Origin of the sequence: Desulfobacter latus (genome assembly GCF_013389365.1) — a bacterium.
Classification (GTDB): Bacteria; Desulfobacterota; Desulfobacteria; order Desulfobacterales; family Desulfobacteraceae; genus Desulfobacter; species Desulfobacter latus.
The window spans coordinates 19,272-36,056 of sequence record NZ_JACADJ010000042.1; the positions used below are offsets into that span (position 1 = coordinate 19,272).

13 protein-coding genes are annotated in these 16,785 nt (G+C 44.2%); 8 read left to right on the forward strand and 5 right to left on the reverse strand.

Annotation, left to right across the window (positions count from 1 at the left end; genetic code table 11):
* The first annotated feature begins 123 nt into the window (after window positions 1-123).
* The gene (locus HXW94_RS11955) at window positions 124-2,610 is read left to right on the forward strand and encodes a DNA internalization-related competence protein ComEC/Rec2 (protein WP_178367132.1); all 2,487 of its coding nucleotides are present in this window, start codon (window positions 124-126) and stop codon (window positions 2,608-2,610) included.
* Window positions 2,611-2,613: 3 nt separating this feature from the next.
* On the forward strand, window positions 2,614-3,438 hold the full coding sequence (locus tag HXW94_RS11960; RefSeq protein WP_178367133.1) for a hypothetical protein: 825 nt from the start codon (window positions 2,614-2,616) through the stop codon (window positions 3,436-3,438).
* On the opposite strand, the gene HXW94_RS11965 is transcribed toward HXW94_RS11960, so the two are convergent.
* Entirely contained in the window at window positions 3,408-7,628 is a 4,221-nt protein-coding gene (locus HXW94_RS11965; protein WP_178367134.1) for an acyl-CoA dehydratase activase, read from the reverse strand. The two genes, HXW94_RS11960 and HXW94_RS11965, sit on opposite strands and share 31 nt — an antisense overlap.
* A 313-nt stretch (window positions 7,629-7,941) precedes the next feature.
* Here HXW94_RS11965 and HXW94_RS11970 point away from each other — a divergent pair, with 313 nt between their 5' ends.
* From HXW94_RS11970 to HXW94_RS11985, 4 genes are all read left to right on the forward strand, one after another.
* Window positions 7,942-8,736 carry an MlaE family ABC transporter permease gene (locus HXW94_RS11970; RefSeq protein WP_178367135.1) on the forward strand — a complete coding sequence of 265 codons (795 nt, stop codon included), beginning with the start codon at window positions 7,942-7,944 and terminating at the stop codon, window positions 8,734-8,736.
* Window positions 8,737-8,738: 2 nt separating this feature from the next.
* Entirely contained in the window at window positions 8,739-9,479 is a 741-nt protein-coding gene (locus HXW94_RS11975) for an ABC transporter ATP-binding protein (protein WP_178367136.1), read from the forward strand.
* A gap of 110 nt (window positions 9,480-9,589) precedes the next feature.
* Window positions 9,590-10,036 (forward strand): outer membrane lipid asymmetry maintenance protein MlaD, encoded by a 447-nt coding sequence (gene mlaD, locus HXW94_RS11980; RefSeq protein WP_178367137.1) that lies wholly within the window; start codon window positions 9,590-9,592, stop codon window positions 10,034-10,036.
* Window positions 10,037-10,075: 39 nt separating this feature from the next.
* A complete protein-coding gene (locus HXW94_RS11985; protein WP_178367138.1) occupies window positions 10,076-10,927 on the forward strand; it encodes an MlaA family lipoprotein in 852 nt (283 codons plus the stop codon).
* 100 nt (window positions 10,928-11,027) lie between these two features.
* On the opposite strand, the gene HXW94_RS11990 is transcribed toward HXW94_RS11985, so the two are convergent.
* From HXW94_RS11990 to HXW94_RS12000, 3 genes are all read right to left on the reverse strand, one after another.
* On the reverse strand, window positions 11,028-11,837 hold the full coding sequence (locus tag HXW94_RS11990; RefSeq protein ID WP_178367139.1) for a nitrilase-related carbon-nitrogen hydrolase: 810 nt from the start codon (window positions 11,835-11,837) through the stop codon (window positions 11,028-11,030).
* Window positions 11,838-11,868: 31 nt separating this feature from the next.
* The gene (ahbA, locus tag HXW94_RS11995; RefSeq protein ID WP_178367140.1) at window positions 11,869-12,321 is read right to left on the reverse strand and encodes a siroheme decarboxylase subunit alpha; all 453 of its coding nucleotides are present in this window, start codon (window positions 12,319-12,321) and stop codon (window positions 11,869-11,871) included.
* Window positions 12,322-12,425: 104 nt separating this feature from the next.
* On the reverse strand, window positions 12,426-12,743 hold the full coding sequence (locus HXW94_RS12000) for a TusE/DsrC/DsvC family sulfur relay protein (protein WP_178367141.1): 318 nt from the start codon (window positions 12,741-12,743) through the stop codon (window positions 12,426-12,428).
* 554 nt (window positions 12,744-13,297) lie between these two features.
* On the opposite strand from HXW94_RS12000, the gene miaA reads away from it, so the two are divergent.
* Both miaA and HXW94_RS12010 read left to right on the forward strand, forming a co-directional pair.
* Window positions 13,298-14,209 (forward strand): tRNA (adenosine(37)-N6)-dimethylallyltransferase MiaA, encoded by a 912-nt coding sequence (gene miaA, locus HXW94_RS12005; RefSeq protein WP_178367142.1) that lies wholly within the window; start codon window positions 13,298-13,300, stop codon window positions 14,207-14,209.
* A gap of 199 nt (window positions 14,210-14,408) precedes the next feature.
* A complete protein-coding gene (locus HXW94_RS12010) occupies window positions 14,409-15,983 on the forward strand; it encodes a penicillin-binding protein activator (protein WP_178367143.1) in 1,575 nt (524 codons plus the stop codon).
* On the opposite strand, the gene HXW94_RS12015 is transcribed toward HXW94_RS12010, so the two are convergent.
* On the reverse strand, window positions 15,970-16,785 hold an 816-nt coding region (locus HXW94_RS12015), incomplete at its 5' end, for an ATP-dependent 6-phosphofructokinase (protein ID WP_178367144.1). The two genes, HXW94_RS12010 and HXW94_RS12015, sit on opposite strands and share 14 nt — an antisense overlap.

Below are 16,785 nucleotides of genomic sequence, written 5' to 3' on the forward strand. Positions count from 1 at the left end.
CGTAGCAATGGGAGCATATTGAAATATGTACTCATTGTCACAACGAAGAAGACGGATGAAAAGGCAAACCATATGGGAGCGTTTATTTTGATTATGGGCCTTATCTAAGGAGCGCATAAATAAATGAACATTCGGCATCGGTTAACACTTGCGCCAATGTTCTTTGTTCTTCTGTCCTTTGTAACCGGTGGCGTCGCGGGGTGTTGGACATCGGTTTCGCCTTGGACGTCTTTTATCGTGGTGTGTTTGTCTGCCGCCATTATCTTTATTTTATCCAAACCTGATAAATTTATTTTTCTATCATGTATTGCCGCGTTTAGCTTGACACTATTTCGCATGGCAGGCATCTGCGCCCCTGATTATTCTGATCAGCATGTTGTCCGGTTTTGCAATGGCGAATCTCACCGAATTTCAGGTGTAATTAATTCTCTTCCTAAAAAATATCAATATAAAACCAGATACACTGTAAATTGCGCCCATATCGGTACTGACACAGCTGTTGGAAAATTGATTTTAACCGTGTATCATGATTCTTTAAAACAAGCTGCAAAACCCTTGCTTTTTGGTGAACACATTATTGTGACTTCAAAAATCAGGGCGATACGTAATTTTTCCAACCCGGGTGGGTATGATTATAAATTCAGGATGCGTCTTAAAGGTATAACCGGGAGCATTTATGCCGATTCACGCACCATTGTGCAAACAGGCAAGCTTAACCGCAGTTTTTTTGCCGGGGGCATGCGATTTTTGCAACAGACCCGGGACCGCTTTTCAAACCATGTTGCCCAAGCCGCCCAAAACACAGATAAAAGTCCGCCCGATTTTTTTTCCAGCCAGGCCCGGGCTGTGCTTGCAGCCCTGGTTACAGGGCAAAAAGAGATGATTCATGAAAAAACCCGTGATAATTTTTCTAAAGCCGGTCTTTCACACCTTTTGGCTGTTTCAGGTTTGCACATGTCTCTGGTCGGACTTGGTTTTTTTTCTATTTTCGTCTTTATATTAAACCGGAAACCGGCTTTTGTCATAACCGGCCATGCAAAAAAAACAGCCGGCGTTCTCACGCTCTTGCCTTTGAGTGCCTATGCTTTTTTTGCCGGATTCTCACCATCTACCCAGAGAGCATTGATCATGGCAGCGGTCTTTTTAACCTCTTTTCTCCTGGAAAAGGAAAAAGATCCCTTAAACACCCTTTACGTTGCCGCAAGTTTGATTCTTCTGATTGATCCCGGGGCCTTGTTTTCCATCTCTTTTCAACTCTCATTTACCTGTGTTTTTTTTATTATCTCAGGGTTTATTTTTCTTGGGAGAACCTTGGGCATGCCTGAAAATAAATGGATTAAAAAAATCGGTTTAACCATTCTGACAACCGTATTTGCAGGGATTGGCTCAGCCCCTGTGACAGCGTTTTATTTTAATATGTTTTCCATGGTCCAGATGACGACCAACCTTGTCATGATTCCTGTGATCGGTTTTTTATGCCTTCCTTTGGGGTTGGCAGGACTGCTGTCTATGGATTTTGGGCCTGGGCTTGCCCATCTCTTTTTAACTTTAGATATTCATATTCTTTCTCATTGCCTTCAGGTCATTCATTGGATTGCAAGTTTTGAATGGACCTGGGCCAGGGTCATCACGCCACGGCCGATTGAAATTTTCATTTATTATGCATTGATACTTTGTCTTGGATTTGCAATCATGGAAAAAAATAAAGAGGCCATATACCTGGCCTTTCTTCTGACTGCGGCCGGTATCGTATCCACAGGCCAGGGGATCTTAAAAAGATTTTGTCCGGGAAAACTTGTGGTCCATACCCTGGATGTCGGGCAGGGCAATGCCGCTGTTGTTATTACACCTGACGGAAAAACCATGCTCATTGATGCCGGCGGATTCGGCGGACGTTCTACGTTTGACACCGGCCGGTATATTGTGGGGCCCTTTTTGTGGAAAAACTGGATTCCGGCACTTGATGCCGTGATTCTGACACATCCGGACTCTGATCATATGAATGGACTGCCTTTTATTTTTGAAAATTTCAAGGTCAGACAATGGATAAAAAATAATGATAGCTCTTCATCTGTTTTTTTTAAAAGACTCATGGATATCGCTGAAAAAAAAAAGATCAAGATTCATGTTCCGGGCCCTGATCCCATCAGGTTTTCATGGAATCAGGTCAAGGTAAAAATTTTTGGCCGAAAAAGTATTGGTTTAGCTGGTAACCGTAATAACAACAGTCTGGTTACCCGACTTGATTTTTTATCTTTTTCCATGCTCTTTCCAGGCGATATTGAGCAGACGAGAGAAAGAGAACTGACCCATTTAAAAAATTTCAATCTCAAAGCCGATATCCTTATGGCGCCCCATCATGGCAGTTGCTCCAGTTCAAGTAAAATTTTCCTTGATAAAGTAAGTCCGGCCGGCGTAATAATATCGTGCGGATATATGAACAGGCATAAATTCCCCTGCATGCCGGTTTTACAGCGGTATCGACGAGACAGGATTACAATTTTTCGAACGGATTTGATGGGTGCTGTTACAGTGCAGTCTGACGGTGTTGGGTATGTCGTTAAAGCCCATAGAAAAAATTACTCCCACCCCATACATAGGAAGTTTTAACACATGTATTATATTTATTTCTCTTTTATTTTTATTTTATCCGGTCTGATGTTTTTGGAATGCAAACGTCGGAGCCTTCCTAAATGGTGGGCGGCCATTGTATTCGCAGCACCTGTAACCACCCCGTATTTCATAGCTAAATCCAGAAAGGGGCAAAGCCTGACCCTGGTAACGATTTTTTTGGTCTGTTTTTCTCTTGTAACTGCCGGTGAAATCTTTATCCATTCCAAAATGAAGTCAAAATATAAATATGCGAAATTGCCGCCTGTTACGCAACAGCTTATCCACTACAGTGAAATCCTCAAACAGACCAACCAGCGCCTGGACAATAATATCGCTGAATTTAAACATCACTCCTCAGTTCACTCAAACATAGATAGACTTGAGCAAACCATTTTTTTTATAAGCGAACTTCGTCATGCGTTGTATGACAACCAGGCAGCCATTAAACAAATAGTTGAGTTTGTAGGAAATCATAGGGATTTTTTAAGCAAAAAAAATCTGCAATGGGTATATGAAATTAAAAGATTCTACAACAATCGCATCGTGATTGCGCACTTTAAAAGCCTTGAAAGCTATCTGGATAATTTTGAAACCCTGTTACGCTTCTGTTACCGGAATTTTGATGCCATAACCAAAGCGGAAAGCACAATTCATCTAAAAAATTATGATGAATATTATCTGCGTTACCGCAGGACTGTTGAGTCCTACAAGCGGCTCAATGTCAAACGGATTCAGTTTCAGAATGACTTTACAAAAAGATACCCTGAAATTAAAGGCTACTTGCCTGCCAAACGTCAAACAGAGACCTTACGGCTCTGGGAATAGGGGGGTGTTCTCAAATATTTCAGAAAAGGTACCACCACCTTATTTTTATTTCCTCCGGATAGATCATAGGTGATATTGACAATCGGCACCCCGACCTTTTTCTCAATCTGTGAGGCCATGGCCTCGGTGACAAGGCCCGGACAGCAAAATGCCGGATTAACAGCAACCAAAAGGGCTAAATCCGGATGTTCATTCACAATATAGTGGATTTTGAGCAGGTTATCCATGGACTCGCCGGTATGTTCGGGCAGCATGCCGTAGGTTTGTAGGATATGTTCATAGGATGCATTTACCTTGAGTTCTGCTTCATTGAAAAACGGCGCAAAAAAGGGATAATATCTTTTTTCCATTGTTTTTACGGCGGCCAGAAGCGCCCTGCTTGAAATCATGCTTAAGTATTTGCCCTCCTTGAACCATTTTTTAAAATAGGCATTCGCTATGATCTGAACATACTGGTAATACGGCGTGGTCACCACTTCCCCGCCATTATCCTCAATAAACTGGATCAGATTCTGATTCATTATCCGATTGTCCCTGACATACAGATCCCCGAATATGCCTACCTTGGGCCGTGTCTCTTTTTTCACAGGGATTTGTTCAAACATGGCCATGATTTCTTTAAGCGCTTTTTCTTTTGATCCGCCCGTGAGAAGTGCCGTTCCCATGATGGAGACGGCGGTGCGCAACGCGGCATCGGTTTGCCCCTTATTTATTTCATAGGGTCTTATTTTGCAGCCAATGCTCCTGAATAGTCCACCAAACATATAGGCAAAATAAGTATTGGTTGACGCCTTGATCCCTAAGTCAAAAAGTGAAAGTTCCCCTAAATAGACCCTGGCTTTTTCAAAACCTTTTCCATGGCGGGTAAAAATTTTCTGGATATGGTAGGGGTACATTTTTATATTGCAGGCGATGTCGGATTGATTCAGCCATAAAACCGTGTTTTCCGGGGATAGTCCGTATTTTTCAACAGTATGGATAAATCCTAATGCTACGGCATTTAAGGGCAGGCATTGGCCTGTATTTGTCAACAACGATTTTTTAAGCGTTTCCTGGTTCTCTTCCATCAATATGGCATTGTACCCTTCATTTTTGATGATATTGACAATGAGGTGACCTGAGATGGCATCCCAGTTGGGGAAAACAACTGTTTTTCGTCCAATGCTTTTATCAAATTTCGGGGTAAATAAAGATGCGTCTGTGGGTTGCGGAGGCTGATCCTGTCGCCTGTGATTTTCAAATGCCCTGACAGCCGCTTCAATACGGGTTTCATATCCCACGCTGGAGTCGTGTTCATCCAGTTCCAGCACCAGATAAGGCTTGTTTGCCGATGCCATGATCTCCTTGAAGTAATCCACGGCAAAGGCATCAGGCGCACATCTGAAAGATGAAATGTAAACCGGATACAGGTTTTGGGTTGAGGCGGCAACAAACGCTGCTTTCAGATTTTGGGCCGCATGTTTCCAGTGGATCTGCTTGAGCAATGGGTCAATGGGCGAATAATCAATGCCTTCCAGGTCAATCATATCATTGAAAAATGTTTTGATGCCCAGATTAGCAAAAATCCCCGGAATATTATTGTTCATGCCAGAAGATAACACCGTATATGGGCGGCCCAGCAACAGCACGTTGGCGCTATCAGCAGATCTTTGGGACGCCCACAGCCCGGTAAGCGCACTCTCCATGTTTTTTTGGACAGACAGCGCCCGATCCCAGGCCGATGAGATGTCAAAAAAGGAGAGTTCTGCACCAATTTTCCTGAATGTGTCATATAGCTGTTTTTTTGTATAAAAGCTTGTATACAGATATCTGACCATGGGAGACAGTATTTTTTTCTGGTTTGCCGGATGGCTTATCATTGCCGGTGCAAACTGGGTATAGTAACAATGGTGACGACGCAATCTTTTCTCATTGGTTTTATCTTCAAAATAAAAGGGCAGAAAAATATAATCGCATTTATTTTCAAGAAACTGCACATGAGCGTGCAGTGCAAGCACAGGCGCACAGAATTCGGCGCCGGCGATTCGTTTACCCTGCTTGACAGGATCGGTGCACTTGCGACTGGTCACCACCGGCAATTCAAGTTCCTTGAAAAAAATCTGCCAGAAATCAAGATCCTGGACCATGTGAAGGGCATCGGGAAGACCGATGGTTATATTTTTTTTATTGTCTTTAACATCGCATGGTACGGGCATGATTCTGCGGCGAACTTTTTTTCTAATCCCTAAAAGATCATAACGACCTGAAGAGGTCATCCGTTTTTTAGTCTGGTAGTCCCTGCCGCATAAAAATCCATAGGCAAGGGTCTCTCCTTTTACTTGGGCAATGGTGATCTTGCAATGGTTGGTACACAGTCGGCAAACCTCCTGACGCACCGGAATATGTTCTTTCCACAGATCAAACCCCCTGAAATTCGTTTCAGACAGCTTGCCTTGCTGTTTCATCTGTCCGGCCATCAGGGCGATACCAAGGGCACCGGTGAGATGGCAGTACCGGGATACATGGATGGGTTTATTCAATTTTTGCTCAAAGGCTGCCACAAGGGCCCTGTTTCGGGCCGTAGCCCCCTGGAATACGACCCGGTCACCAATTTGGGCAATATTGGCAACTTTGGTCAGGTAGTTGTCACGTACCGAGTGAAGCACAGATGCCAGAACTTCGTTTTTTCCATAACCTTCGGCAAAAAAATAATTGATATCCCTTTCCATGAAAACAGTACACCGGTCACTGGATACCGGCGCTGCAATGCCCTGTGTTCTATGGGAGTACTCGGATAGCGGGCACTCAAGGCGCATGGCTTGTTCTTCGATAAAGCTGCCTGTGCCTGCGGCACATACCGTATTCATGACCGACGAAGTGACCAGGCCGTTTTTAACCAGGGTAAATTTAGCGTCCTGGCCTCCGATTTCAATGATGGTATCCACATCCGGGTGAAGATTCACAGCAGCGGTGGCATGGGCTGTGATTTCATCAGGTTCCAGGTCCGCACCAATGATTTTGCCGGAAATGCGCCGGCCCGAACCTGTTGTGCCACACCCCTGGATCTGGAAAGTAACCTTTTTTTCAGCCATGAGATGATCACAGGCTTTGAATATGTGCTGAACGGCTTCCACAGGTCTTGATGCGGTCCGGGTGTAAAATCCTGCAACAGGTTCACCATCCTGGTCAATAATAATACTTTTGGTGCTGGTGGAGCCCACATCAAGCCCTAAAAAGCCTTTAACAACATCGTTGTTATGAATCGGTTTGAAAATTTCAATTTCAACGGATTCAAAATCAAGGGTTGTAACGGTTGAAAAATCAGGATAATCAGACAAGGTAAGGTCAAGGGCCGGACTAAGCACGCCTTTTGTTTTTTTCCGTTCCAGGAAAAAATTGTTGATATCATTCAATGAGCGGGCAGGTATATGGGTGTCCATCATTTTATCCGCAAGACACAATGCTGCGCCCATGGCCCCATAAACCAGGGCGTGTTCACCCTTGACAAGCGGTTTGCCGATAATGGATTCAAGATGCTTTTTAACGGCATTATTTTTGGCAACACCACCGCAGAATATGATCTCTTTTTCCGGTATCTGCTGTTTGAACAAGGTGTTGGCAATGTTCCTGGCAAGCCCGTAACAAAGCCCGTCACAAATCTGTTTAAGATCATAGCCCTGCTGCTGGGCATGGATCAGGTCTGTCTTGGCAAACACTGCGCACCGAGTGGCGATATCCGGCCGACGATCACGGTTTTCAAGTGCCAGGGATGAAATATTTGCCGAACCCTGCAGATGAATCCGGCCGGCCTGCTGGTCCAGGAATGCACCCGTGCCTGCCGCACAGCCTGAGTTATGCCGTTGACCTCTGTAATTACCAAGGTTGTCAAACAGGCTGAGAAAAAATTTTTCTCCGCCCACATGCAAAATAGCACTGAAATCTTTATGGAGGTATCGCGCACTGCGTATGACAGCCACCTGTTCGTCAACATTGATCGTTGCATTGACATCGCCTGGTGTGGATGCTGTTTTAGCCACATGGGTTACGTCTGAAAGGCGTTTATGGCTCAGCATTTTTGTCAGACATGTTCTGGCATCGCCATGGTGGTATTCAGATGCGTTATGCAAAAGATTGCCGTTCATATCAATAACAGCAAGATGAACGGATACGGATCCGACATCAATGCCAAGTATTGCGGCGGATTTTTTCATGCTTAAATGTACTCCTTAACTTGCTTCCAGAATGCGTTGACCCCGTCAAACCAGCCTTCCAGAAATTTTTTTCATGATCAACACCCCCCTTGCCGGGCATAGCGGGTCAGGTTATGGGCATCGTAGATATGCTCAAAATATGCTTTAAAACGGCTGTGTCGGACAATTTCTTTTTATATTAATACGTATTAAAGTATTAGATACGTGTCAAATCTTTTTGTCAGGGTTTATGAACGCCAAATTAAGTTTATCAAATATGGGAATCCGTTTACCGCTTGTTTTTTGAAAAAAGAACGCTTATAAGATATGGACTATGTTTAAAGAGCGTATTGAAAAATTAGGCTTAGCCGCCATTGAGGGTACCCGATCGATTGGCCGAATATCAATCTTTTTTTTCCAGGGTATCTGCCGTAACTTTGTGCCGTTTGTTCAAATTTCCAAAATTATGGAACAGGTGTGGTTTATTGGGGCTAAGTCCATGTTTGTCATCGTTTTAACCGCCATATTTACGGGTATGGTATTGGGACTTCAAGGGTACTACACCCTGGTCGATTACGGATCCGAAGCGACCCTTGGATCAGCCGTTGCCATGACCCTTATCCGTGAACTTGGGCCGGTGTTGTCCGCCATCATGATTGCGGCCCGGGCCGGGTCGGCCATGGCTGCGGAAATCGGTGTCATGCGCATTTCAGAACAAATTGACGCCCTTAAAACCATGGATATCCATCCCGTACGATTTACCTTTTCGCCACGCCTGGCAGGGTCTATTATCAGCTTTCCGCTTTTGACCGCTCTTTTTGATGTTACAGGCATATTCGGCGGTTTTTTGTCCGGCGTTATGATGCTGGGCGTCAATCGCTATATCTATATGGACAGAGTAATCCAAAGCATTGACTTGGCCGATGTCGCCGGCGGTTTTGTCAAAGCCCTGGTATTTGGCGTGATTGTTTCTACCATGTGCTGCTACAAGGGGTTTTTTGCCCATATTTCAGGGGCTCAGGCAGGGCAGGGCGCTAAAAGCGTCTCCTTGGCCACCACCAATGCGGTTGTCAATTCCTGTATTCTCATTCTGATCTCCGATTACATCATCACCTTTTTTCTGGTTTAATCATGGATCAGCCTTTCATTGAACTGATCGATATTCACAAAAGTTTTTCAGGCAACAATGTGCTTGACGGTGTTAATCTTGCCATTGAAAAGGGTCTGGTGACGTGTGTAATCGGTAAAAGCGGTTGCGGAAAATCTGTGTTGCTTAAACATATTATTGGCCTGATGCAGCCGGATTCAGGTCAGATCTGCGTGGATGGAATGCCCACAAATCAAATGGATAAGGCGCAAAGACATCAGTTCCACAGGCAGATATCCTATATGTTCCAGGACAATGCTTTGTTTGATTTCTTAACGGTGTGGGAAAATATTGCTTTACCGTTAACCGAAAAAAGAGAGATGCCCATGGATCAGATTCGGCAGCGGGTTAAGGAAAAAATGCAGATGCTGGAGATCAGCAACCACGAAAATAAATATCCAGCCCAGTTGTCCGGCGGGATAAAAAAGCGTGTGGCCCTTGCCCGGGCCCTGATTACCGAACCTGATGCCGTGCTTTTTGACGAACCCACATCTGGGCTTGATCCGGTCAGAAGAACCAGTGTTCATGCCATGATTTCCACATACCAGAAAGAATTCGGTTTTACCGCGGTTATTGTCAGCCACGGTATTCCGGAGATATTTGCCATATCACAGCGTGTGGCCATGCTTGACCAAGGTAAAATTATTTATTTTGGAAAGAGTGAGGGTATTTTTCAGACTGACAATGAGATAGTAAAGGCGTTTATTTCAGGAAAAGACGCCTGATATTCGATGATCAGGTTTTTGTTAATTTGCCGAACGTCTGCCTTGAATCTGAACAAATTCCCTAAAAAACTTGGGGATCGAGTGATAGGTTAAAAAATTAAGGACAGGTTATGAAATCAATCAGTAAGGAATTATATGTAGGTCTCTTTGTTCTTATCGGCCTTTTGTGTGCGGGGTATCTGACAGTCGTCCTAGGCGGTGTCTCGATGTTCAATGCCAAGGGGTATACGCTGTATGCATATTTTACCTCTGTAAGCGGTTTGAAAAATGGTGCCGGCATTGAGATGGCCGGTGTTGAGATCGGCAATGTCTCTGAAATTACGCTGGACAAAGAGCGTCTGGAGGCAAAGGTTGTCTTCAGGATTAACCAGGGGATACGACTCAGCGAAGACAGTATTGCCTCTATTAAAACCGCAGGCATCATTGGTGAAAAATATATTTCCATTTCTCCGGGCGGATCTGATATCATGCTTGAAGAGAAAGAAGCGTTTAATAACACCGAATCCGCATTGGATATTGAATCACTGATCAGAAAATTTATCTTCAAAGATAATTAAGTTGGTTATGAATAGATGAAAACCGCAGGAGAAATATCTATGAAGTCTTATTTGGTCCTTATCATTATGGTCTTGACACTGATTACAGATCCGGCTGTTGCCGGTAACATAGTTAATCAAACCGGACAAACAGCCTCTTCCTTGGACGCAGATTCCACAACTGACCGGACAATAAGTGCAACCGACCGGGCAGATACGGCAGAGGATGATGGATTTGAAGCTGATATTTTTCACGAGGATCAATCAGATCAGAGTACTCATGCCATAATAGCAGATCCCCTTGAAGGATTTAACCGTGCTGTTTTCGTCTTTAACGATAAAATTTACATGTATGGCTTAAGACCGATAGCAAAGGGGTACGCCCGGGTCGTTCCCCCCTTTGCCCGTAAAGGGGTTAAAAATTTTTTTAATAACCTGTTGTTTCCCATCCGTTTTGTCAATAACCTGCTCCAGGGCAAAGCTGAATCTGCTGCTACGGAATTCTCCGCTTTTTTCATCAATACAACCCTTGGATTTGGCGGATTAAATGATTTTGCCCGGAAATATGTAGGCATCCGGCTTCAAGATGAAGATTTTGGCCAAACCCTTGGATCATACGGCATTGGTAACGGAATTTACCTGATGCTTCCCGTTCTTGGTCCCAGCTCTTTGAGAGATGCCCTAGGCAGGGCAGGGGATAGGCTGATTGATCCCATCAGTTATGCACAGCCCTGGGAATTGTCCTGGGGGGCCTCGGGACTTGAAAAAATAAACGGAACATCATTTCATATCGGAGAGTATGAAGCGTTCAAAGAGGCTGCAATAGATCCATACACGGCCATGCGTAACGCCTATATCCAGAACCGCAACGCCCTTGTCAACGATTTGGCCGATGTCCAAAAATTAAATTAGCGCCCTTTGGGCGGGCTGTTAGGTGCTGGGTGCTGGGAAATGGGTGCTGGGTGCTGGGTACTGGGAAAAAGATAAGACGCCGTCGTGTACCTGTGCGACATTAGGATTGTTCTTCAATAAGATTGGCCCGCCTGTTGGGCAAAAAATATCTCATTTTATGGGTGCGGATCTGTTCAAGTAACGATATGTCCAGCACATGGGTGTACATCTTATTTTCATATGCGATGTTTTGACCTGCCAAAAACCCGTCAGGACCGATCATCATGGAAATTCCTGGGAAATTAAGTCCCGCATCATTTTCGCCGACTTGATTAACCGCTGCCACAAACACTGCATTATCAAATGCCCGGGCCGTTAAATGGCGCTTCCAGGATGCACTTTTTTCTTCAGGCGTACCCCTTGGAGATGCATGGGGGAAAAAAATAATATCCGCTTTTTTTAGTGCCATGGCTGTGGACAATTCTGGAAAATGGGCGTCGTAACAAAGTTGAATTCCGAAATGCAACCCTTTGAATTTAAAAACCCCTACATCATCTCCACAACTGAAATAGGGTGCCTCAAAGGGGGATAAATGAATTTTTCTGTACAGGGCAACCGCTTGATTCGGTCGGAACACCAGATGGGTGGCATAGATTTTTCCAGAATCCGATTTTTCCAGAAGTCCGGTTAGTATGGCCATATTGTGTTTTTGTGCAAGCCGATGCAGTTCTTCCATCCATCCGGAATCAAGGGTAACAGCATTGCTTAAATCTGACGGGGTATAACCTGTAAGGTTCATTTCAGGGAACACAACAAAATCACAGTTGTGCCGTGCTGCAGCAGAAACATGTTTAATCGTTAGGTCAAGATTATGCGCAAACCGTTTCACAGGGCAGTTTTGGACGACCAGGGTCACACGGATGTTTTGCATGATGCCACCTGCAATAAATGTAATGAATGGGTCAGACTTTAAAATTAGCGGCTATTTTAAATACATGGGTGGCCGGCAGGTTGAGAATTTCGGTCACACCTGTTTTTTGTGAAATAATTTCAAGGCTTTTTTCAATTTCTTGAATTGAAGGCGCAATAAACGTAAACCAGATATTGTACTGATGATCCCTTTGATAATTATGGGTAACGCCATGGAACATATTAACGGTCGTGGCGAACAGCTCAATTTTGTCAGCCGCCACCCGGGCTGCGCACAGGGTGGAATAAAATCCTAAACGGTCAGGGCTGAAATTTCCGCCGATCCTGCGGATAATCATCTCTTGTTTCATCTGCTTAATTTCATCTATGAGTTGATCTTCACTTAGCCCTAACTCTTCGGCCAGAATCTTGTAAGGCCTTGGGTGAATTGGGAAATCAGCCTGGATTCGATTAAGGATGTTTTTACTTATCTGGTCTTCTATCATCTGGGAGAAAAATTTCCAAATTTTTTGAAAATAAAAACAAAGGCCCTGTTTAAACCAAACAGGGCCTTTATCAATATCAAGTTAAAAACTTAAAATATTTTTAACTATACGCAACCGGTCGGTTTCGGAAGGCCGGCCATTTTGCAAGCACCTTTACCAGGTCCGGAGGGGAACAGTTCATAGATGTGTTTCAGTTTGAACTTGGTGAGTTTGGAAAGAACACGAACCATGGGAGCAATACCATTTTTTTCGTAGTAGTCCTGGAGAACTTCAACAAGCTTCCAGTGTTCGTCGGTCATTTCGTCGATGCCTTCCTGGGTTTGTACATACTTTACCCATTCTTCATTGTACATATTGTAATCAAGAAGAAATCCGTCTTCATCTATTTCAAATGTTTTTCCGTTAAACTCAAGTGTTGCCATTTAATTAATCCTCCTAAAAAGTTTTTTATAACTAACTCGTTGCTCGTTTAACCTATTTTAAGACAAACTGTCTTCACTATCAAAGTCACCTTTACAATTGGAGACTTACCTTATCTCAGCATTGTATCCTTGTCAATAAAGAATAGTAGACGTTCGGTAAAAAAAAACAAACCTCCGAACCCTGCGTGGTTAATACGCTTTGGGGGGCTAATCAATTTATTCAAGCGTAAAAATATGCCCATCCTTGCACACAGTTTTTTTTCCTGCCGGTCTGTGAGCTGTTCGCTATCGTAACTGCTTTAATTAATTTTCATTCTTATTGTGATTGCCGTCGATTCATCTATCTTTAAACCGGCTCTTAGGCCCCATGATATAAACATTTCATTGAATATTGTCAACCTTCGTTGTTATAACAGCTCTAGGTCGGCCTGGTCCATCGACACCCAGACTCAACCCGAAATGAAAGTTGCAAAATTTGTGTAGAGTAGACAAGCTTTCATATAAAGAACATAATCTTTTTATAATTGAATAGTTGAAAACAAAATTATTTTTATATGACAAAAATTGTAACGGTATGCGGCCCCACAGGCATCGGAAAAACAGGCTTTGCCATTGCCTTGGCCCGGGAACTGAATGGCGAGATCGTCGGTGCAGATTCCATGCAGATCTATAAATATATGGATATTGGGACTGCCAAACCTGATAAAAGAGAGAGACAGCTCGCCATACACCACTTGGTTGACTTTCTTGATCCGGCGGATAACTTTGATGCAAAACGTTATATCGCTCTGGCAGACCAAGCCATTTCCGACATTGCAAAACGTGGCAGGGTACCTGTGGTGGCCGGTGGAACAGGATTTTATATCAGGGCGTTACTTCATGGTCTGTTTAGAGGGAAACCTGCCTGTCCGGCAACCCTTGATAAGCTGAATCAGGCCCTTGAAGAAGATGGCGGGCCAGCACTTTATGAGCAATTGGAAAAATGTGATCCAAAGGCTGCACAAAAGATCCATCCCAATGACGGATTCAGAATTGTAAGAGCCCTTGAGGTTTTTTTAACCACAGGGATTCCCATTTCCCAATGCCGGCAGATCCATGATTTTAAATCGGACCGATACCAAAGTCTGACCTTTGGCCTTCACATGGATCGAAAATTATTATATGACCGGATCAACCAGCGTGTGGATATTATGATGGCCCAGGGACTGCTTGATGAAGTAAAAAATCTTGTAAATCAGGGGTATTCCCTGGAATTGAAATCCATGCAGTCTATCGGCTACCGGCATATGGGGATGTATATAAAAGGAGACATCAGTCTTGAAGAGGCGGTGCGGTTGCTTAAGCGCGATACCCGCAGGTATGCCAAGCGTCAGTTCACCTGGTTTAACAAGGAAAAGGATTTGATTTGGATTGATGCCGAAGAGGTAGAAAAAGCCATTGAAACAGCAAAATATTTTTTGAGATAATAAAGACTATGGCGCTTTAACATTTAAATTAGCGCCCTTTGGGCGGACTGTTAGGTGCTGGGTGCTGGGTGCTGGGTGCTGGGTACTGGGTGCTGGAGAATGGAAATTCCTATACTATGAACGTATGGTCTAAGATATTAATATTTAAGATGTTTAATTGTAATTTATTTAAACAACAATCCTCCCAAATGGTAACTCCATGATTTACGCAAAACACATACAATTTGTTATGTCTGCCTGCATTTTAATTGCGCTGGCTTTTTTTACCGGATGTTCCAAGCAACCCATTCCAGTTCCGTCTGCGCCTAAATCCCCTCAGATACCGGAACAGGCCACGGTGCCCAAGCAGGCCACTGTCCCTAAACTTATCAATCAGGCAAGAATTTTAGGTGATACAGGCGCTGTTAAAGATGCCCTGCTTATCTACAATCATGCCTTTGCGCTCATCCAAAGGCCCGGAGCCGGTCATAACGCTGTTTTCAAAACGATTATTCTTGAGGATATTGAAAGATTGTTATCAAAAACAGCTGCCGAAGAGATTCAAACATTTTCAGGCATAAAAAATCTTTCCATTCCCCAGTATCTTTTCGACTACTGGGCGGGTTATAAATTTGCCCAGCAAGAAGATTATGCCAACGCTGTACATGTTTTGAATGCCTTTCTTGAAAAATATCCCGATCATCCCAAGACCCAACAGATAAAGTCGCTTTTGGCAGGTTTGAACACCAGATCCTTTAATAAAAAGAAGATAGGTGTCATCCTGCCCATGTCCGGGAAGTATAAACTCTATGGGCAAAAGGCCATGAAAGGCATAGAGCTTGCCCTGACCAGGCTGTCCGAATTTGGTATGAAGGATTTAAGCATTGTGATTAAGGATAGTATGTCAGATCCCGTACAGGCTGCCATGTGTGTGGATCAGCTTGGAAAAGATAATGTTTTTTCCATCCTCGGTCCCATTTTTGTATCAAAGCAAGCGGCTGATAAAGCCCAGGCCCTTGGCATTCCTATGATGGCCCTGACCACAAAAACACAATTTACACAATATGGGGATTATATATTCAGCAATTTTATAACCCCTGAGATGCAGGTCCAGGCGCTGGGGTCTTATGTCTTTCATGAACTGGGGCTGAGCAGAATGGCTGTTTTATATCCGGACAATAAATATGGCAATCGTTATATGCAGGCGTTTAGATGGATGGTGAATCAGTTTGAAGGTCAATTAACGGCTACCCAGGTATATGACGGCAGGCAAACTGATTTTGCAGCTGCCATCAAAAATTTGATCAAAAATACGGAGTTAAGTTTCCAGGCCCTGTTTATTCCGGATTCAGTGTCCAGGATCAATTTGATACTTCCTCAACTTGTTTACCATGATGCCCAGGGCTTTACCTTGTTAGGAACCAATCTGTGGCACCAGGAGAGCCTCTTAAAAGAGACCCGACGGTATAATCATAACGCCATCATCTGCGACGGATATTTTTCCGACAGTGCCAATCCTGAAACCGCATGGTTTGATAAGGCATTCAAGGATTTATACCAGGAAAAGCCCGGATTTCTTGAGGCTGTTGCCTATGATACGACCCAAATTCTGTTTACGGCAGCCCATGCGGACGACATTAATTCAGGGAAACAACTTAAGGCGGTTCTACAGGGGCAATTTATCTTTGACGGGGCCACCGGACGCACACGTTTTGACGAGACCGGCACCCCGCATAAAGCGTTGTTTCTGATTACCGTAAAGGATAATCAGTTTATGGAAATCAACAACCGTTAAATAGTGAATTTTGGCCTGTAGATTCAAGAACCGACTGCCACAGTCTGCCTGACGGATCCATCTTTTTGCGCCGTCCGGCTGATGCATCCATGGGGACATGAACATAATTATTATTCCAGAAGCTGATAAGCAGATTGGTCTTTCCGGCCATGCCTGCATGTACGGCATCCCTTGCCAGCAGTCCGCAGAACACCGAATCATTGGCATTGGCCGGCAAACTGCGGATGATGTAGGACGGATCAATGTACTTCAAGGAGATAGGGATATCTTTGGATTTAAAATAGGCGCTGATTTCCGCCTTTAAAAATAGACCAATATCCTTGAGCTTCACGTTGCCCGATGCATCATGCTCAATATCCTTGTCCTCAAAAAAATTCTGCCCGGCCCCTTCGGCAACAACGATCACTGCATGCTTTCTTAGGGCCAGACGCCGCTCCACAGCGGCCAAAAGTCCGTTTTCCCCATGTAGCAGGATTTCCTCTTCGGGAATGAGTACGAAGTTCGCGTCAGGTTGGGCAAGGGCGGCCGTGGCTGCCAGAAACCCGGAGTGCCTGCCCATAAGCTTGATCAGGCCGATACCATTGGGATAGGCTTCGGCTTCGTTATGGGCCCCCTTGATTGCCAGGGTGGCCACGTCTACGGCTGAATCAAAGCCAAAGGATCGAGAAACCAGGAAGATATCATTATCAATGGTTTTGGGAATGCCGACCACGGAAATTTTCAAGCCGCGCTTTAAAATTTCGTCTCCAATGGCTTTGGAGGCCATTAAGCTCCCGTCCCCCCCCACCATGAAAAGCAATCC